Source organism: Klebsiella sp. G-Nf4 (assembly GCF_002810615.1).
Classification (GTDB): Bacteria; Pseudomonadota; Gammaproteobacteria; order Enterobacterales; family Enterobacteriaceae; genus Klebsiella; species Klebsiella variicola.
This window is the reverse complement of record NZ_PION01000002.1, coordinates 39907-58523: the sequence shown is the minus strand read 5'-3', so window position 1 is coordinate 58523 and position 18617 is coordinate 39907. Positions and strand designations below refer to the sequence as shown.

Genomic DNA, 18617 nt, shown 5'->3' with positions numbered 1-18617 from the left:
ACCGGCTGGCACCGGTGCCGGTACGTCAGGCGCGAATATCGTCGTATTCGCGGGTGTTATCGAATTCATGTTTGGCAAACGGGCAGAGAGGGATGATCTTCCGCTGCTCCTGGCGCATTTTTTCCACCACCTTCGCCACCAGCTGTTTCCCCACGCCCTGGCCTTTCAGGCTGGGATCAACATCGGTATGTTCGATAATACTGAGGTGTTCGCCGGTGGGAACAAAAACAATTTCCGCCACCTGGTTTCCCTGCGCGTCGTTAACATAAAACTTGTTGTGCCCTTCCAGTATTTCCATCTTCTCCTCGCTTATTTATGACGATAGTGCAGGGCGCCGCTCGGGCAGGTATCGATCACTTTTACCACCGTCGCCACATCCACTTCATCCGGGATAATCCACGGTTTACGCTTCAGGTTAAAAAGCTTCGCGCTGCCGCGCACGCAGTTCCCCGAATGCTGACAGATCGCCGTATTAAAGTAGACGTCGATTTTCTCTCCGGTGTAGACCCGGTAGCCCGCTTCCAGTAATTCCTTATCCATGACATTGCCTCGTTCTTTTTTTATGTTTCAGGCTAAGCATAGTCCTACACGTCGAGGCTGACTACGCGTAAGCGTGGGAATTAGCGCCTCACATCATGCTTTCCCATCGGGTAAGGATCCCGCAGTCGGCGATCCATTGACTTTCATTCCCGCAACGAGGCGATTACACTCATCACACACTGGTATGATCACTCATGGATGCTCTATTGAATCATATTGCCACCATCGCCCGCCCGGCGCGGTTACTGCTCGTCTTACCGCTTTCCGGCTGCTCACTTTCGCCCGCGATCCCGGTATTGGGCGCCGCGTTCCCCGGCTGGTTTTTCTGCTTATTGGGCGGGGTGTTTTTACTGATCCCCTGCCATATCCTGATTACCCGTAAAGGCTGGCAGCCACGCTTTTCTCCCCTGGTCTTCAGCTATGTCGCGCTGATGTTCCTGTTCGCCACGCTGCTGTGGTTTCTGTTTTTTGTTCACTGATCGCTTATGACAACTTCCCGCACTCCCCTGTTACGCAAAAAGTGGCCTCTGCTGGCGCTGGTCCTTGCCGCTATCCTGGCGCTGATCCTGGTTATCTGGCAGTTGCAAACCTCGCCGGAGACCAATGACGCCTATGTTTATGCCGATACCATTGATGTGGTGCCCGAGGTCAGCGGACGCATCGTGGAGATGCCCATTCGCGATAACCAGCGGGTGAAAAAAGGCGATCTGCTGTTCCGCATCGACCCCCGCCCCTATCAGGCGATGCTCGATGACGCGAAAGCGCGGCTGACGACCCTCGACGCGCAGATCATGCTGACCCAGCGCACCATCAAAGCGCAGGAGTATAACGCCCAGTCGGTGGCGGCCGCCGTCGAGCGCGCCAGAGCGCTGGTCAAGCAGACCACCTCCACGCGCACCCGCCTTGAGCCGCTGGTGCCGCAGGGGTTTGCCTCCCAGGAAGATCTCGATCAGGCGCGCACCGCTGAGAAAGCGGCACGGGCGGAGCTGGAGGCCACGCTGCTGCAGGCCAGACAGGCCTCGGCTGCCGTGACCGGCGTGGATGCCATGGTAGCGCAACGCGCCGGGATCCTGGCGCAAATCGCCCTCGCTGAACTGCATCTGGAATTTACCGAAGTGCGCGCGCCGTTCAACGGCGTGGTGGTGGCGCTGAAAACCACCGTCGGCCAGTACGCCTCGGCGCTGAAGCCAGTCTTTACCCTGCTGGATGACGATCGCTGGTATGTGATCGCTAACTTCCGCGAAACCGACCTGAACAACGTGCGCCCCGGCGTGGCGGCGCGGGTCACCGTGATGACCAACCACAACCGGACCTTTAACGGCGTGGTGGATTCGGTCGGCTCCGGGGTCCAGCCCGAAGGTGGGAGCGTCATCGAAGGGCTGCCGCTGATCCAGAAAAGCATTAACTGGGTTCACGTCTCGCAGCGCTTCCCGGTGAAAATCGCCGTCAGCGATCCCGATCCGGCGCTGTTCCGTATGGGCGCCTCGGCCAGCGCCGTGCTGCAGCCATAGCCGGGGGACGCTATGTTTCCTCTCGCCCATTTTTTACGCCAGGAACTGCGCGACGCGCCGGGACGCGCCAGCTACACGCTGCGCCTGACGCTGAGCTGCGCGGTGCTCATCACCCTGTTTATGACCCTGCAGATCCCCTTCCTGGCCGTTGCGCTGATCGTCGTGTTCTACGTCAGTCAGCCTAACGTGCTGATGATCAAGCTGGTCAGCGTGGTCTTTGTTGTCACCGTCACCGTGGCGCTCGGCGGCGTGCTGCTGATCATCAAGTGGACCTATGACTACCCGCTGATCCGCCTGGCGGCCTCCGTGGCGCTCTTTTTCTGCGCCATCTACCTGATGCGGGTGCTGGGTAAGCTGGGACTGGCTTTTTTCGTGGTGGCGCTGGCGGTGATTTACGCTCAGACCTTCCCGTCAATGACCAGTCAGAGCGAGATCCTGGTGCGGCTGCTGCTCTGGCTGTGGGTGGCGATTAACACCGCGATCCTCGTCACTTTGCTGGTCAACGCCTGTTTTCAGCAGGCCTTTCCCGGCAACCAGTTTAAGGCGCGCCTGGCAGGGATGCTGCACGAGGTCGCCCGGCGGCTGACGGCTCCTGGCGATGAAGCGCCACCGACCTTCGGCGAGACCGCCGCGCAGTTCAACCAGCTGCAGTCGCTGTTCGCCCAGGCCAGCCGGGCCACGCCGGAGATAGCCGCCGAACCGCAGGCCTGGCGCTCGCGGCTGGCCGCCACCCTGCGCTGCTATCAGCTGGCGGCGCTGCTGCAAGCGGACGAGGCAGATAGCGAAGATCGCCAGCAGCTGTCGCAGGCGGTACTGAAGCTGAAGAGTGCCCTCAGCGAGGAACAGTTTGACGGCGCCATTCCTCCCCTGACGCTCAGCGGCCGCGGCATTAATCGCGCGGTTCTGCAGGAGATGGCTACCCTCCTGCAGCAGCTGGCGCAGGGTGAGCCCGTCGCCCTGCCGCAGGGTGAGGTGGAGAAGGCGCCCCTGCTGGCGCCGGACGCCTGGCGCAACCCGGCTTATCTCCATTTTGCGCTCAAGACCCTGCTGGCGACGCTAATCTGCTATGTCTTCTATACCGCTGCCGACTGGCAGGGGCTGCACACCATCATGCTGAGTTGCGTCATCGTCGCCCAGCCCGGGCTGGGCGCCACGATGCAAAAGACATGGTTGCGCATCGGCGGGGCGCTGCTCGCCACCCTGCTGGCGCTGCTGTTAATCGTTTTTGTCCAGCCCTGGACCGATTCGCTGTCGGGACTGCTGGCGATGTCCCTGCCGGTGCTGGCGCTGGCGGCGTGGATTGCCGCCGGCTCGGAGCGTATCGCCTACGCCGGGATCCAGATTGGTTTCACCTTTGCGCTGGCCTTCCTCAGCTGGTTTGGCCCGCTGACCAACCTCACAGAGCTGCGGGATCGGGTGCTCGGCATCCTGCTCGGGGTGCTGGTCTCCTCCATTGTTCATTTGTATCTCTGGCCGGACAGCGAAGCACCACAGCTGAAATCCCGCCTTGCGGCACTTTATCGCCGGCTGGCGGACTGTCTCGCCGCCCCGAAGGAGGCGGTGCCGCTGGCTCCCCTGTTTGTCGCCTTCACCGACAGCGAAGCGCTGCTCCATCGGGTTCGCGCTGAACCGCTGGGCACCTGGGCCCATCCCTGGCCCCAGGCGAAAGGCTGGCCGATGCGCGCCACCCTCGCCCAGGCCGAGGAGATCGCCCGCCTCAGCGAAGGCTACCGGCTCAACGCCGCGCCGGGAGACCCGACGCTGACCCGCAGCGCCGAACAGCTGCGACGCTACGCCGAACGTATCGAACAGGAGGCGGCAGCGCCTGACGGGACGCTGGCCGCCGATCTCCGCAACCCCTTTGGCCCGGCGCTGGCTGCCGCGCTGGCCACCCTGCCCGACTGGGGCCCGACACCGATAGCGACTGAGCAACAGGCTAAAACGTCATGATGATGCTTCCTTTCCCCGCGCGACTGCGGGTCACTCTCTTTACCCTGACGCTGACGCTGCTCAGCGGCTGCGCGCTGATCCAGGATGAGCCTTCCCAGGTCGCCATCGTCAATCCGCAGCAGGCCCAGCTGGCCCAGGTGATCCACCTGGCGAACAGCGACTGGCCGGCAGCCCGCTGGTGGGAGGCCTATGATGATCCTCAGCTCAACCTGCTGATCAACCGGGCGCTGCAGAACTCGCCGACCATGCAGGCCGCCCGGTTGCGCATCTCCCAGTCGCAGTCCACGGTGGAACTCGCCCAGTCGGCAATGGGCCTGCAGGCCACCGCCGTCGCGGCGCAAAACCGCCTGCGGATCACCGACAAATCCTTTAGCTGGCCCTACTCGTACTCCCTGCCGGTGGATAAGAACGGTCCCTGGTATACGCTGAATACCGTTGGCGTCGGGGCGCAGCTGAATATCGATCTCTGGGGAGCCGATCGCGCCCGGGTCGCCGCCGCCATTGGCGAGAAAAATGCCCGGCTGGCGGAAACCGCCGGCATTGAGCTCGACATCGCCAGCAGCGTGGCGCAACTCTATTTCGCCATGCAGGCGACGTTCCAGAAAATCGCGCTGCTGCAGGAGCTGGAGGGTATTGCCCAATTCTCGGTAGCGGCCCACGAGCACCGGACCCAACGCGGCGTGGAAGACAGTGTGGATGTGGCCAATGCCCGGGCCGAGCAGCTCGCCGCTCGCCAGCAGATCATTAGCGCCGAGGGGATGCTGACCCAGTATCGTGAAACCCTGCGAGCGCTGATCGGCGCTGATGCGCAGAGCATGCCGGCCATCCATCCGGTGGCGCTGCCGGCGCTCCAGGAGACGCTGCCGCCATCGCTCTCATTCGAGCTGCTGGCCCGCCGCCCGGACCTGCAGGCGCTGCGCGGCTACGTCACCGCCTCCCTGAGCCAGGTCGATGCGGCGAAAGCGGCCTTCTATCCTCATTTTGATATCAAAGCGTTCTGGGGATATAACGCCCTGAGCGTCGGGGATCTGTTTAAGTCCTCTTTCCAGCAGCTCAACCTGCTGCCCGGGCTGTATCTGCCGATCTTCGACGGCGGTCGTCTGAACGCTAATCTGCAGTCGGTGCGCACCGCCAGCAACATCCTGATCAAACAGTACAACCAGGCGGTGCTGGACGCAGTTCGCGATGTCGCCATCAGCTCCAGCCAGCTTAACGATCTGAACCAACAGCGTGCGCTGCAGCAGCTAAAAGTCACCGCGGCGCAGACCACCACCGACAGCGCTCGCGCCCATTATCAGCGCGGCCTGCTCAGCCGCTACGCCGCCGAAGAAGCCCGCCGGGCGGTCCTCGCCCAGCAGCTATTGCTACTGGATATTGAAGCGCAGCGACTGAGCACCGACATTACCTTGATCAAAGCCCTGGGCGGCGGCTATCGCGGGCAGTAACAAAAATGCCTTCCCAATAGGGGAAGGCATTAAGCTGAAGAGGCGGGGTGGATGCGCGGCGATTACACCAGGGCGCGCAGCTCCTCCTGCATATAGGTGGAAAAGAATTCCGGATGCTTGATGACCATTCGCTCGCCGGCGGCGACCCGTTCAGCCCATTCCGCCACTTTGTCGGTAAACCCGGCGCTCCAGCCCTGCTGCTGACCGCGTTCAGCGACGTCGGCCGGGGTGGCGGGCACGCCCAGTTCTTTCAAATATTTGAGAATTCCCTTCGCGGTACTTTCATCCATAGACTGTGGTACTGGCTCAGACGTATTCATACCACCAATAAAATCCAATGCTTTATCAATGACTGCTGGCATAGGTGTGTCCTTATATTAACCACATAGTAAACCTGACTACACTATGGACCGGAAAGCGACGTAATTTCAAAGAACACGCTCACGTTATGGGACATCGCGCATTCTGAAAAACGGATTTTGTACTGCTGAGGCGGGTTTCGTGCAAAAAATAAGCCGGCCCCGTAGGGCCGGCCTGAGGAGCGCGTCAGGCGTTGCTGACGGATTTTTGCCCGGCGCTGGACCGACTGTTCTCCAGCATCCGGCGGACCGGGACAATCAGCACAGCCAGCACGGCGGCGCAGATCAGCAATGCGATGGAGCAGCGGGCGAAGAGATCCGGCAGCAGCGACAGCTGATCGGCCTTCACATGACCGCCAATCAGGCCCGCCGCCAGGTTACCCAGCGCGCTGGCGCAGAACCACAGCCCCATCATCTGGCCGCGCATTCTCTCCGGCGCCAGCAGGGTCATGGTCGCCAAACCAATCGGACTCAGGCACAGCTCACCGAGCGTCAGCATCAGGATGCTGCCCACCAGCCACAGCGGCGACACACCGGCCCCGCCGTTACTCAGGACGTTCTGCGCCGCCAGCATCATCAGGCCAAAGCCCGCCGCCGCGCACAGGATACCAATGACGAATTTGGTCATACTGCCCGGACGCACGTTTTTGCGCGCCAGCGCAGGCCACGCCCAGCTGAATACCGGCGCGAGCAGAATGATAAATAAGGCGTTAATCGACTGGAACCAGACCGCAGGGATCTCAAAATCACCGATCATCCGGTTGGTGTAGTCGTTGGCAAACAGGTTAAAGGAGGTCGGTTTCTGTTCAAACGCCGACCAGAAAAAGGCCGCCGAGACCAGCAAAATAAAGCACACCAGCAGGCGCGCCCGCTCTTTACGATTCAGCCCGGCGAAGACGAACAGCCAGATGAAATAGAGCGCTACGGAGGCGGCAATCACATAGACCAGCACGCTGGCCACCGCCACCGGGTTAATCACGATCGTGCCCAGGCTAATGAGCGTGACCAGCACCGCCACTCCCAGAGTCAGCGCCAGCAGCCACGCACCAACGCCATTCTTTTTCGCCACCGGGCTGTTCCAGGTGGAATCGAGGCCGACCTCCGCGTCATAGCGCTTCATCGACGGCACGGCAAACAGGCGGAAAATGACCAGCGCCACCAGCATCCCGATCCCCCCGATGCCGAAGCCCCAGTGCCAGCCATGCGATTTGATCAGCCAGCCGGAGATCAGCGGCGCAATAAACGAGCCAATGTTGATCCCCATGTAGAACAGAGAAAAACCGCCGTCGCGACGCGCGTCGCCTTTTTTATACAGGGTGCCGACCATCACCGAGATACAGGTTTTAAACAACCCGGAACCGAGGACGATAAACATTAGGCCGATAAAGAACAGGTCGTTGCCCAGCCATGCCGACAGGGCGATCGACAGGTGCCCCAGCGCAATCAGGATAGAGCCGTACCAGACGGCCCGCTGCTGACCAAGCCAGTTATCCGCCAGCCAGCCGCCCGGTAGCGCAGCCAGATACATACTGCCGGCAAAAATTCCGACGATCGCCGAGGCGTTCTCCCGCGCCAGTCCCATCCCGCCGTCGTAAACCGTCGCCGCCATAAACAGGATCAGTAAGGGACGGATGCCGTAAAACGAGAAACGCTCCCACATTTCCGTGAAAAACAGGGAGCCGAGGGGGTAAGGATGACCGAAAAAGGTTCGGCTTTCGTTTTTATTAACAGAGGAATGCATAAATTCTCCAGGTAAGGTGCACCGCAGCGCAAGTTAACCGTACAAAGCGGGCTGACGATTTATAATTTGTTTGCCTTAACATCAACTACAAGAATTTTTAACCATTTGATAACCACGCAATGGTTTTGTCCAGCCCCACACCCTCTCTTTTTAGATGAAAACTCGACAAACATCTAGTTTTACAGATTTAACGCTCGCAAAAACGCAAACGACGTTGACTTTATATTTTCAGGCCAAAAACGAAAATTATTAATTAAAAACAATATGTTAACTGATTATCAAAGGACACAGACAGCCGGTTAAGACGGGGAAGATAACGGCAGGAAGAGTAAGGGAAATGAGCGTAATGATGAAGAAATGGCGTTAAGCGCCAATATTGCTTAGCAATGCGGACCTCTCCCTCGGGAGAGGTCCGGGCTTTGCCCGGGGAACATTCCGCCAGGCCGGGACAAAAACGACATGCAGAGGATGATGGAGGCCAGCGGCTAAAGCCGGCGCTATTTCACACGCTGCCCCGTGGCATCAATGACTTGCTCACCGTCTTCCTTAACGAACGCGCCTTTTTGCGGCGCGGCCAGGATCTCCAGCACCACCTCTGACGGGCGGCAGAGTCGAGTGCCCCGCGGCGTCACCACGATCGGACGGTTAATCAGGATCGGATGCAGAAGCATAAAGTCGATTAACTGATCGTCAGTAAACCGATCGTCCGCCAGCCCCAGCGCGTCGTAGGGTTCAACGTTTTGCCGTAGCAGCGCACGTACCGGAATGCCCATCGCGGCAATCAGCTGGCGCAGCACATCACGCGACGGCGGCGTCTCCAGATAATAGATAATGGTGGGCTCGGCGCCGCTGTTGCGGATCAGCGCCAGCGTATTACGCGAGGTCCCGCACTCCGGGTTATGGTAAATGGTGATGCTCATAGCACGTTCTCATGGCAGGTTGAAGGAGAGACGCAGCGCCAGCGCAGCCAGCGTCACAAGCAGCACCGGCAGGGTCATGGTGATGCCGCAGCGAAAATAATACCCCCAACCGATGGTGATGTGCTTTTGCGCCAGCACATGCAGCCAGAGCAGCGTGGCCAGGCTACCAATCGGCGTGATCTTGGGCCCCAGATCGCAGCCGATGACGTTGGCATAAATCATGGCCTCTTTGATCGTCCCTGTGGCCGCGCTGCCATCAATCGACAGGGCGCCGACCAGCACGCTGGGCATATTATTCATTATTGAAGAGAGGAAGGCCGACAGGATACCGGTGCCCAGCGTCGCGGCCCAGAGCCCGCGCTCCGCCAGCATGTTCAGCACCGTGGTCAGATAATCCGTTAACCCGGCGTTTCGCAGGCCATACACCACCAGATACATTCCCAGCGAGAAGATCACGATCTGCCAGGGGGCGCCGCGTAGCACCTTGCTGGTGTTAATCACCCGTCCGCGCTTCGCGATAGCAAACAGGATCCCCGCTCCCGGCGCCGCGATGGCGCTGACCGGGATCCCCAGCGGGTCAAGAACGAAAAAACCGACCAGCAACAGCAGCAGCACGCCCCAGCCGGTGCGGAAGGTCGCCGGATCTTTTATCGCCGTGACCGGCGCTTTCAGTAACGCCATATCCCAGGCTGGCGGGACATCCTTGCGAAAGAACAGGTGCAGCATCGCCAGGGTGGTGAGGATCGCCGCGAGATCGACCGGCACCATCACCGAAGCGTACTCCCTGAAGCCGATGGCGAAGAAATCTGCCGAAACGATATTCACCAGATTCGACACCACCAGCGGCAGGCTGGCGGTATCGGCAATAAATCCGGCGGCCATGACAAAGGCCAGCATCGTTCCCTTGCTGAATCCCAGCGCTCGCAGCATGGCAATCACGATAGGGGTGAGGATCAGCGCCGCGCCGTCGTTGGCAAACAGCGCCGCCACCGCGGCGCCGAGCAGGATAATCCAGGTAAACAGCAGGCGACCCCGCCCTCTTCCCCAGCGGGAAACGTGCAGCGCGGCCCATTCAAAAAAGCCAGACTCATCAAGCAGCAGGCTGATAATGATAACGGCGATAAAGGTGGCGGTCGCATTCCAGACGATATGCCACACCACCGGGATATCGGCTAGTTGTACTCCACCGGTGGCCAGCGCCAGCGCCGCACCAAAGGCCGCGCTCCAGCCGATCCCTAAACCCCGCGGCTGCCAGATCACCAGCACCAGGGTCAGGGCAAAAATCGCACCTGCCAGCAACATTCTTCCCCCCGCCAATCACATTCGAAAAAACAGATATATTTAGGTAAAATTTTTACTGACAACCCGCCCCGCCAGCCAGTCTGCTGACCATCAGCCGCACATCGTCCTGCTGACTGAGCCAGGCCTGCTCTATCACCTGCGCCGCCCAGGCTGGCATCTGCGGAGAGAGGCGGTAATAGACCCATTTACCCTGTTTACGATCCAGCAGCAATCCGCTCTCCCGCAGCATCGCCAGATGGCGAGAGATCTTGGGCTGGGACTGGGCGAGCGCCGTACAGAGATCGCAAACACACAGCTCTCCACGCGCCTTGAGCAGCAATACGATCCCCAGCCGGGTTTCATCGGCGAGGTTTTTGAACAGTTGCAGGGGCAATAAAGACATGATTTCTCCTCAAGCGTGACGGACAGCATACGGAACCACCAATAAAGATCAATATACATTCGTAAAAACATATGTGTTATTTCACGCCTGCGATAAGCCTCTATTAAGTGGCTACACGCCATCCCTTGCGCAATAGCACGGAAAAATGCCGCGCTTTCTTTTATCCCTCATCGAAATGTGTCAGGCTGGAGATCCCATCGGATTGACAGGGTTTTCAGGATGAGCACGATTTATGTGGTTGTTTTAACGTATATAAAACCGCTCGAAGAGGTGGATGACGCCATTCCCGCGCACGTCGAATGGCTCAAAAAAGGCTATGCTGACGGCCTCTTTCTCGCCTCTGGCCGCCGCCTTCCCCGCACCGGCGGGGTGATTCTGGCGAAATGTGACAGCCGGGAAATTCTGGAATCGCGTCTGAGTCAGGATCCCTTCCAGCAGCTGGGTCTCGCCCGTACAGAGATTATTCCCTTTGAGGCCAGCATGGCGTCACCCGCGCTGCAGTCACTGTTATAGGTCGTCTGAACGGTTCCGGAGGATAAATGCAGCCGTCATTTCACTGGATCAATGAACCTGCCGAATGGCGCTGCACTTCCGGCGGTCTGACGGTGGTCACCGATAAGCATACCGACTTCTGGCGCCATACCTGGTATGGCTTCGAGCGCTTCTCTGGCCATCTTTACGCTGCTGAGGTGGAAGGCGATTTTACCCTGCAGGCAAAAATATGTGCGGATTTCACCACGCTTTACGACCAGGCCGGGCTGATGATGATGGCGGACGAGCAGACCTGGCTGAAGGCGGGAATTGAATTCAATGACGATGCCCCGGCCATCGGCAGCGTACTGACGCTGAATCACTCCGACTGGGCCACCGGGCTTTTTCCCGGCGACCCACGCACCTTCTGGCTGCGGCTGACCCGCAAAGGCGATGCGTTAAGGCTGCAATATTCGACTGACGGCGAGCGCTGGCCGCTGCTGCGTCTGGGCTACTTTCCGCCAGGCCCGGTGAAAGCGGGCGTCATGTGCTGCTCACCGGAGCGTGGCGGACTGGCGGTTGAGTTTCAGGATATTCAGCTTTCCCCGCCATCAGACAAAGCGCTGCACGATCTGAGCTGAGCGGCGCTAGCGGGAGGACCTGACTTTCTCTGCATCCTGGGTGCCAGGATTGCAGGGTTCGCTGGTGCCAGGCAGGTAAAAATGGCCGTGCTTATCAGGATCGGTGCCACCCGGGCACCCTGCCCGACCCGATGAGTTATCGCTATTGCCACCGTCTGAACCGTTGCCGCCGTCGGCGCCAGCGATCACCGACTGGCCGTTATGGCCACCGTGAACGCCCTGCGCTGCACTGGCCGAAAACGCCACCAGCGCGAACATACAGACCATTAAGCGTCTGCCCATTGCTGCCTCTCCCTTATTGATATTCCCCGTCCATCGCGTTGACGATGGGATGAGCCGTTGAACGGCAAAATGCACCGCGATAAAAACTGATTTATCCGCAGGGAGTATAGGGTTAAGACTGAGGGAAAGACAGGTCCGGCGCCTTCAGACATTTCGCACGCAAAATAGCCTCTATTCCGCGGTATGCGCTATCAGAAAATCAATCAGGGCTTTCACTCTTTTCGTTCTGCCCGCGTTTTTCGGGTAATAGAGATAAACTGGCGGGTAGGTTTTCCAGTAGTCTTCCATCACCGGTATAAACTGTTCTCGATCGGGCTGAAGCCGCCAGATGGGTTCAAATAAGCGGCCAATCCCCAGTCCATGGCGGATACCATCTGCCATGACGTCAATGTCATTGCTGATTAACTGTCCGGGCATCTCGACGGTCAGTTGCTCGCCGTGGTCATTGAGGATCAGCGGCAGGATGCGGTTGTTGGTAATAAAGCGATAGCCAATCAGCCGGTGAGGGTTGAGGTCGGCGGGCACCTCGGGCACGCCATATTCGGCAAGATAGGCTGAGGAGGCATACAACCCTTCTCGAAACGGTTTCATTAATGGGCGGGCAACCACTCCGCCTTCAAGAATATCGCCAAAGCGGATCCCAAGGTCGAAACGTTCTTCAATGATATTAACGGTACCGTCATAGACCGATATTTCCAGCTGGATCCCCGGATATTGCTGACAGAATGCCGCCATCGCCGGTTTCAGAATGAGCAGGTAGGCAAAGCGCGAGAGGGTAATTCTCACCGCCCCGGAGGGTTCCTGATTCTGGTCGCGGAGGCTCTCCAGCGATGTTTCCAGGACCTCCACCGCCGCAGCGGTTTGCTCCAGCAGCTGCTGGCCGGTTTCCGTCAGCTCAATTCGCCGGGTGGTGCGCACAAAAAGGGGGTGGCCAATGTGCTCCTCCAACAGCTTGAGCGCATTGCTGACTGACGGCGGCGTGATTTCTAATTTCCTCGCGGCGGCCGAGATAGTGCCTTCGCGCGCAATGCTCTGAAAGATGCGTATCTGATTATAAAGGGCGTTATTCATAGCATCTCCTTAAGCCAACCTCGCCTGATTATTAAGTACAGGCTAAATATTCTTAAGTCAATGACCGCCTAATCTTCGCCAGCTGTGGCTCGTATACTTTTGTCTCTTCCCGCTGATAACTGAATTCTGGAGACCATCATGCGAATTTTATGTCTGGATATTCCCGCGCCCGGCGCGACGCTGGAACACTATGCGCCGCATCTTACCGCGGAAGCCCTGCATGCCTGGGGACTGTATAAGTCTGGCTTTATCCGTGACATTTATTTCCGTCAGGACAGACCCGGCGTCGCTATTTTCCTCGAATGCGACACCGTGGAAGAGGCGAATAACGTCATGGCCGAATTTCCGCTGGCAAAAGCGGGTTTATTAACCTTCGAGTGTATTCCACTCGGCTCGTTTATGAGCTGGGAAAATCTCTTCTCAGCCGAATTTAAACATCAGGAGTAACGATGGGAACGCCTCATATCCTTATCGTTTCCGGGCATCCGGATCTCAATCTTTCCATCGCTAACGCCACCATCCTCGACGAAGTGGCAACCGCCCTGCCCGACGCGGAAATCCGCCGTCTGGACTGGCTCTATCCGCACGGCAACATCAACATCACCGCAGAGCAGGAAAGCCTGCTCAGGGCCGATGTGATTGTCTGGCAGTTTCCTTTTTCCTGGTATGGGCTGCCCGGGTTAATGAAACAGTGGCTGGACGAGGTCTTTGTTCACGGCTTTGCTCACGGCTCAACGGCGAAACTGGGCGGTAAAAAGCTCCTTCTCTCTTTCACTACCGGGGCACCGCAGGCGCTCTACACCACTGACGGTTTCTTTGGCCACGCCATTGAAGAGTACCTCCTTCCTTTCGAGACCACGGCCAGGCTGTGCAATCTTGAGCTGCTGGCACCGGTTTATACCTGCGGCATCAGCTACGCCGACCGGGATGCCGACAAAATCGCCCAGCAAAAGGCGCGTGCCCAGGAACACGCGGCCAGACTGATCGCGCAGCTTAAATCCCTGGCCGAATAAACTAAAGCAGCAAATGAAGATGCCGTTGATGGCGCTAAATCTTCTGCAAAGCAAAGGCATGGGTGCAGTCGTTTTTCGTTCTTTGAGCAGGGAGAATAAAACATGAAAAGGGCGATTGCCTCGGCGGCCATGTCGCTTGTGCTGTCTGATTTTGCTGATGCCAACGAAAAAGAGATCAAATGATGATGAAAATACCCCCTTCCACTCTTTCGGACGCTGACATTCACGCGGTCTCCCCGGCGCTGGTACGCTTTGGCCGTGAAGCGATGACCAACGACCTCTGGCAACGTGACGCCCTGTCTGCCCGCGACCGCAGCATCGTGACTGTGGCCATGCTGATTGCCCGCAACCAGCCAGGCGAGCTTAAGCACTATATTGAAGTCGCTCTCGATAGCGGCGTAACGCCAGCGGAAGTATCAGAGATCATTACCCATCTGGCGTTCTACTCAGGTTGGCCCAATGCGATGTCAGCCGTCAGCGTGACCAAAGCGATCTTTGCAGCCCGCGACATCACGACAGAGGCCCTGCCCGCCGCCTCGCCGACACTGCTGCCACTCAATGAACAGGTAGAGAAACAGCGTGCAGAGACCGTGGAGAAAAATGTCGGCCCCATTTCGCCTGGCCTGGTTAAATTTACCGCCGACCCGCTGTTTCTCGACCTCTGGCAACGGCCCGCGCTTACGCCCCGCGACAGAAGTCTGGTGACGGTCAGCGCGTTAATCGCCGCCGGACAGAGCGCGCAGATTGGCTACCACCTAAACAGAGCCATGGATAATGGGCTTTCGGCTGAAGAGGCCGGAGAAGTGGTCACCCAGGCGGCGTTCTACGCGGGATGGCCAAATGCGTTTACCGCCGCCCCGGTGGTCGGCGAGGTATTGCGAGCGCGCGAGAGCAAAGCTGAATAAAAAAGAATAAAGGACAGGAAAGCTGTCCTTTATTTATCGTTAATTGTTAATTTAAAGGTAGCACGAGGGCTTTCGATTAAATCTCGCGGAAAGGACATAAACGGTCTATCGACGCGTGGAGACTTCGATCGTGAGTCTGTTCACATCACTCATTGAGAAAATTTCCGTTCCGTATGCCGTCATGAGTCTCATCCTTTGAAAGCAGCGATCGCTGTGGTGAGACGGTAGCGCGGACATGTCTATTTGGTCAGAGAAGAACATCTCAATTCAGCTACTACACCGCGACTTCGCTTAATGTATTTTATCTTAACTATCAATGAATTGTGTTATTAATTTAATATAAATTGATGTTATAGCAATCGCTATACAGGCACCTTAGTCATGACTGACCTCCCCACACCGCATATCGCAAGAATTTGCTCTCTCAGCCAGCGGTGACCGGGGTCGCGTTCCATTCTTGGGTGCCACATCTGCGATACCGTAATACGACGGCTTTTGAACGGCAGCTCGAAAACATGTACCTGGTCCGTTACCTGCTGATTGAGTAAATAGAGTGCGGGTATCATGGCGATAAGATCCGATTCCAGCGCCACGGACAGTGCCGTCGGAAATCCCGGTACGACGCTCGCAATTTTACGTTTTGTCCCCAGTTCGGCCAGCGCATCGTCAACGGATCCGTGCAACGCGCCCTCGGGTGACGCTACCACATGGCCCCAGGCGACATAATCACCCACGCCTATTTCTGCCTGCTTAGCCAGCGGGTGCCCTTTACGCACGACGCCAACAAACCGATCCTCAAACAGTCGTTGTAGCCGTATTTCTGGCCCCATATTACTCTGAACGCCAATCTCCAGATCAACCAGCCCTTCCCGAAGATAGCGCGACGTTTTTTCCGGCTTAGGCGCGAAGCGTATACAGACGTCCGGCGCGGCGTCGGCAACCGCGGCTATGAGCGCAGGCCCAAACGCCACCACAAAACCATCGTTTGCCCTGATGGTAAAAAGACGCGCCAGACTTCTCGCGCTGAACGTTTCCGTTGAGGGCTGCAATACCGCCCTGGCCTCGTGCACTGCACGCCTGGCGCGATCCCGGGTCGCTTCGGCCCACGGGGTCAGTACCATGTTACGCCCGGCGCGCACCAGGATCGGGTCTCCTGTGACATCGCGTAACCTGCTTAATGTCCGGCTCATGGCCGAGGTGCTGAGGTTCAGACGACGTGCCGCACCTGCGACACTCGCCTCACTCAGCAATATGTCGAGTGCTACCAGCAAATTAAAATCGGGATCAGACATTACCCTTCCTCCCAGCACATTAAGATAAGGCGTTTGATGCAACAATAAAGTGAAAGTAGTGCGCCTTCCGCCCAGTAAAAGCCATCTTTATAGTTTTGTCATCCATACACTCTTCTCAGAGGACAAATGATGACGCTCTTTTCCAGTCAACCCGGCGACGAAGGACTGCCTGGCCCGGCGCGCGCACGGGTGATGGCCGCAATAATGACCACCACCTTAATGGGCGTGTTTGATGGCACCATGATCAACATTGCCCTACCCTCAATGGCTCAGGAGATGCAGGTACCTGCCAGTATTGCCGTCTGGTTCGCCAACGGGTATCTGCTGGCGGCTGCGATGACGCTGGCGATATTCGCGGCGCTTGCGGCCCGCCTGGGTTATCGCCCCGTATTTCTGGCGGGTCTGACGACCTTTACCCTGACATCACTGGGTTGCGCGCTGGCGAATAAGCCCGAAGTGCTTATCGGTATGCGCGTGCTTCAGGGGATCGGCGGCGCGGCGACGCTGAGTATTGCCCCCGCAATACTCAGGTCCGTATTTCCCGGACGATTACTTGGCCGCATTCTGGGGTTCCATGCCCTGCTCATTGCCTCCAGCTCCGCTATCGGCCCGGTATTGGGCGGTACGATCCTTCACACCCTGAGCTGGCAATGGCTGTTTGCGATAAACGTTCTTCCCGGCACCCTCGCCTTACTGCTGGCGGTCAGAGCGCTGCCGCGGGATGCGATCCGTATGCAGGCGCCCTTCGACACCCTGGGCGCCATATTGTCGGCACTGCTGTTGGGTTCGACGATCATGGCGGCGAACAGCCTCCAGGACGCTACTTATCAATTCGGCAGCCTTTGCTGGATGGTTCTCGCTGCGCTGAGCGGCATGGCTTTTATCTGGCAAATCCGCCGCACGGGTCATCCCATACTGCCGCCGACCATGTTTAAAAATGAACGTTTTACCCTCGCGGCCTTCACGTCGATGATTGCTTTTGTCAGCCAGGGGATCACCTTTATTGCGCTGCCCTTCCTGTTTCAGAGCGAATACGGCTACAGTCCGGTGATGTCTGCCCTGCTGTTTACGCCGTGGCCGTTAGGGATCGTGCTGATTGCGCCGCATGCAGGCCGTTGGGCGGACACGATATCAGCCCCGGCGATATCCACCCTGGGGCTGGTGATTTTTGTCGTCGGTTTGATCCTGCTGGCGACGTTACCCGCCGGCCCTTCAATGTGGGATATCTGCCTGCGAAGTCTGGTGTGCGGAATAGGGTTTGGCTGCTTTCAGAGTCCCAATAACCGGGAAATGCTCTCAAACGTTATTCGTGAGCACGCGAGTTATGCGTCCGGTGTTTTATCCATTATGCGCACTTTCGGACAGTGCCTGGGAGCCGCCGCCGTAGGCGTTCTGCTGGCAGCAGATGAAAGGTTAATTCATGTTGCGCTGTGGATCGCCGCCGCGGCCTCTGCGGTATCGGTCGTCGTCAGCGCGAGCCGGTTGCGTAAAATCACTCATCCTGCGGAAACAGGATAAATGCGAAAATATCACTAAACGCTACTCCAGCGCCAACAGCGCAAGACGCTGATCCCGCAACCAAAGTGGAGTCCTCCGTCGGAGTTCAATAGACTAACAGAAAGCTATAACCGCTGATTTATCTAGGGAAAATTGAGTTGGGTAGACTTCAGGAGACTTGAGTTTGGAGCGGGCGAAGGGAATCGAACCCTCGTATAGAGCTTGGGAAGCTCTCGTTCTACCATTGAACTACGCCCGCGAAGAGGTGCGAGAAGCATTATAGCCCTTACGCACCCTGTGACAAGCCCGCCGGATACTGACTGGCGATAAAATAACCTTTTAGCACTTAGGTTTACTGCCTTGCGGCGGCAGATAGCGCAGCGGATCGATGGCCGTCGCCCGATAGCGGATCTGGAAATGCAGACGCACTGAATCGGCATCCGTACTGCCCATGGTGGCAATTTGCTGGCCGGCTTTCACGCTCTGACCGTTATTCACCATCAGCTTATCATTGTGGGCGTAGGCAGTGATGTAATCCTCACTGTGCTTAATCATGATCAGGTTGCCATAGCCGCGCAGCTGGTTGCCGACGTACACCACCTTGCCCGCCCCGGCGGCATACACCGGCTGCCCGCGTGTCCCGGCAATATCAATGCCCTTATTGCCGCCATCGGCGGTGGAATAAGGCAGGACCACTTTGCCACTGGTCGGCCAGCGCCAGCAGCGCTGTCCCACCGGCGGCCAGGAGGATTGAGGTACCGCAGAAGAAGGGGTGACCGCCGCAGTACGCGTAGAGGAAGACTTTTTCTTCGTCGTCTTTGACGCGCCGCTACCGTTAAGCTTCAGCTTCTGCCCCACCTCAATGGTGTAAGGCGGAGAGATGTTATTCAGGCGAGCCAGATCGCGAACGCTGGTGCCGGTGGTGCGGGAGATGCCATACAGGGTATCGCCACGCTTGACGGTGTAGGTCGCACCGGAATCGGAGGTGCTGGAGCAACCGACCAGCACCAGGCTTGCCACCAGCATCAGTGTCATATAAAAGCGTTTCATCATCAGGCATCCTGCACTTAACACAACCACTTACCTCGCAACCAGGGCGATTATCATACCAGTCCGCGGCGCAAGGCGTCATCCCTGATGGCTAACAGATGCCCCTCAGGCATCGCATGCGGCCAGCGACGGAAAGATTCACGCCCGTACCACGCGTCGTGAGCCCAGCCTCCAGGGCTTGTTTTGGTAATGCCTTTCTCCCATTTATGGGCTACCCTAGTGGCCTGAGTACATGACCCGGCGGG

General features: G+C 58.0%; 20 protein-coding genes, 1 tRNA gene and 1 pseudogene. 10 read left to right on the top strand and 12 right to left on the bottom strand.

Going from position 1 to position 18617, the window contains the following annotated elements; all coding sequences use genetic code 11:
• Nucleotides 1–25: 25 nt before the first annotated feature.
• Together CWM57_RS06375 and yjdI are read right to left on the bottom strand one after the other, a co-directional pair.
• The gene (locus CWM57_RS06375) at nucleotides 26–298 is read right to left on the bottom strand and encodes a GNAT family N-acetyltransferase (protein ID WP_002916201.1); all 273 of its coding nucleotides are present in this window, start codon (nucleotides 296–298) and stop codon (nucleotides 26–28) included.
• An 11-nt stretch (nucleotides 299–309) separates the two neighbouring features.
• Entirely contained in the window at nucleotides 310–540 is a 231-nt protein-coding gene (gene yjdI, locus CWM57_RS06370; protein ID WP_074387633.1) for a 4Fe-4S mono-cluster protein YjdI, read from the bottom strand.
• 206 nt (nucleotides 541–746) lie between these two features.
• Between yjdI and CWM57_RS06365 the strand changes: the two genes are divergently transcribed.
• From CWM57_RS06365 to CWM57_RS06350, 4 genes are read left to right on the top strand one after another with little or no spacing between them, the layout of a single operon-like run.
• Complete coding sequence (locus CWM57_RS06365; RefSeq protein ID WP_100730060.1) at nucleotides 747–1019, top strand: YtcA family lipoprotein; 273 nt, start codon at nucleotides 747–749, stop codon at nucleotides 1017–1019.
• A gap of 6 nt (nucleotides 1020–1025) precedes the next feature.
• Entirely contained in the window at nucleotides 1026–2051 is a 1026-nt protein-coding gene (gene mdtN / locus CWM57_RS06360) for a multidrug transporter subunit MdtN (RefSeq protein ID WP_074387631.1), read from the top strand.
• A 12-nt stretch (nucleotides 2052–2063) separates the two neighbouring features.
• Nucleotides 2064–4001, top strand: coding sequence for a multidrug efflux transporter permease subunit MdtO (gene mdtO, locus CWM57_RS06355; RefSeq protein ID WP_100675798.1), 1938 nt, complete (start codon nucleotides 2064–2066; stop codon nucleotides 3999–4001).
• On the top strand, nucleotides 3998–5446 hold the full coding sequence (locus tag CWM57_RS06350; protein WP_100675797.1) for an MdtP family multidrug efflux transporter outer membrane subunit: 1449 nt from the start codon (nucleotides 3998–4000) through the stop codon (nucleotides 5444–5446). The genes mdtO and CWM57_RS06350 overlap by 4 nt, the downstream gene beginning before the upstream one ends.
• Before the next feature lie 62 nt (nucleotides 5447–5508).
• Here CWM57_RS06350 and CWM57_RS06345 read toward each other — a convergent pair whose 3' ends face one another.
• From CWM57_RS06345 to CWM57_RS06325, 5 genes are all read right to left on the bottom strand, one after another.
• A complete protein-coding gene (locus CWM57_RS06345; protein ID WP_061153372.1) occupies nucleotides 5509–5808 on the bottom strand; it encodes a DUF1889 family protein in 300 nt (99 codons plus the stop codon).
• A gap of 184 nt (nucleotides 5809–5992) precedes the next feature.
• Nucleotides 5993–7546 carry a peptide MFS transporter gene (locus CWM57_RS06340; protein WP_074387628.1) on the bottom strand — a complete coding sequence of 518 codons (1554 nt, stop codon included), beginning with the start codon at nucleotides 7544–7546 and terminating at the stop codon, nucleotides 5993–5995.
• A 497-nt stretch (nucleotides 7547–8043) separates the two neighbouring features.
• Entirely contained in the window at nucleotides 8044–8466 is a 423-nt protein-coding gene (gene arsC / locus CWM57_RS06335) for a glutaredoxin-dependent arsenate reductase (RefSeq protein ID WP_074387627.1), read from the bottom strand.
• Between the two features lie 9 nt (nucleotides 8467–8475).
• A complete protein-coding gene (locus tag CWM57_RS06330) occupies nucleotides 8476–9768 on the bottom strand; it encodes an arsenic transporter (RefSeq protein ID WP_074387626.1) in 1293 nt (430 codons plus the stop codon).
• Nucleotides 9769–9820: 52 nt separating this feature from the next.
• Nucleotides 9821–10150, bottom strand: a complete 330-nt coding sequence (locus tag CWM57_RS06325; protein WP_074387625.1) for a metalloregulator ArsR/SmtB family transcription factor — start codon at nucleotides 10148–10150, stop codon at nucleotides 9821–9823.
• Between the two features lie 219 nt (nucleotides 10151–10369).
• On the opposite strand from CWM57_RS06325, the gene CWM57_RS06320 reads away from it, so the two are divergent.
• Together CWM57_RS06320 and CWM57_RS06315 are read left to right on the top strand one after the other, a co-directional pair.
• The gene (locus CWM57_RS06320; protein WP_061153370.1) at nucleotides 10370–10663 is read left to right on the top strand and encodes a YciI family protein; all 294 of its coding nucleotides are present in this window, start codon (nucleotides 10370–10372) and stop codon (nucleotides 10661–10663) included.
• Nucleotides 10664–10689: 26 nt separating this feature from the next.
• Entirely contained in the window at nucleotides 10690–11262 is a 573-nt protein-coding gene (locus CWM57_RS06315; protein ID WP_061153369.1) for a DUF1349 domain-containing protein, read from the top strand.
• A 6-nt stretch (nucleotides 11263–11268) separates the two neighbouring features.
• Here CWM57_RS06315 and CWM57_RS06310 read toward each other — a convergent pair whose 3' ends face one another.
• A complete protein-coding gene (locus CWM57_RS06310) occupies nucleotides 11269–11544 on the bottom strand; it encodes a hypothetical protein (protein WP_074387624.1) in 276 nt (91 codons plus the stop codon).
• 171 nt (nucleotides 11545–11715) lie between these two features.
• The gene (locus CWM57_RS06305) at nucleotides 11716–12615 is read right to left on the bottom strand and encodes a LysR substrate-binding domain-containing protein (RefSeq protein WP_074387623.1); all 900 of its coding nucleotides are present in this window, start codon (nucleotides 12613–12615) and stop codon (nucleotides 11716–11718) included.
• Between the two features lie 138 nt (nucleotides 12616–12753).
• Here CWM57_RS06305 and CWM57_RS06300 point away from each other — a divergent pair, with 138 nt between their 5' ends.
• The 3 genes and pseudogenes from CWM57_RS06300 (at nucleotide 12754) to CWM57_RS06290 (ending at nucleotide 14533) form a co-directional block, all read left to right on the top strand.
• On the top strand, nucleotides 12754–13062 hold the full coding sequence (locus CWM57_RS06300) for a superoxide dismutase (RefSeq protein WP_074387622.1): 309 nt from the start codon (nucleotides 12754–12756) through the stop codon (nucleotides 13060–13062).
• A gap of 2 nt (nucleotides 13063–13064) precedes the next feature.
• Entirely contained in the window at nucleotides 13065–13628 is a 564-nt protein-coding gene (locus CWM57_RS06295; RefSeq protein ID WP_074387621.1) for an NAD(P)H-dependent oxidoreductase, read from the top strand.
• A 102-nt stretch (nucleotides 13629–13730) separates the two neighbouring features.
• Nucleotides 13731–14533 (top strand): annotated as a pseudogene (locus CWM57_RS06290) (carboxymuconolactone decarboxylase family protein).
• 362 nt (nucleotides 14534–14895) lie between these two features.
• Here CWM57_RS06290 and CWM57_RS06285 read toward each other — a convergent pair.
• Nucleotides 14896–15825, bottom strand: coding sequence for a LysR family transcriptional regulator (locus tag CWM57_RS06285; protein ID WP_100675796.1), 930 nt, complete (start codon nucleotides 15823–15825; stop codon nucleotides 14896–14898).
• Between the two features lie 129 nt (nucleotides 15826–15954).
• Between CWM57_RS06285 and CWM57_RS06280 the strand changes: the two genes are divergently transcribed.
• On the top strand, nucleotides 15955–17343 hold the full coding sequence (locus tag CWM57_RS06280) for an MFS transporter (protein WP_100631280.1): 1389 nt from the start codon (nucleotides 15955–15957) through the stop codon (nucleotides 17341–17343).
• 164 nt (nucleotides 17344–17507) lie between these two features.
• On the opposite strand, the gene CWM57_RS06275 is transcribed toward CWM57_RS06280, so the two are convergent.
• Together CWM57_RS06275 and actS are read right to left on the bottom strand one after the other, a co-directional pair.
• A tRNA-Gly gene (locus CWM57_RS06275) sits at nucleotides 17508–17581 on the bottom strand.
• 80 nt (nucleotides 17582–17661) lie between these two features.
• On the bottom strand, nucleotides 17662–18375 hold the full coding sequence (gene actS / locus CWM57_RS06270) for an amidase activator ActS (RefSeq protein WP_061153362.1): 714 nt from the start codon (nucleotides 18373–18375) through the stop codon (nucleotides 17662–17664).
• Between the last annotated feature and the right edge of the window lie 242 nt (nucleotides 18376–18617).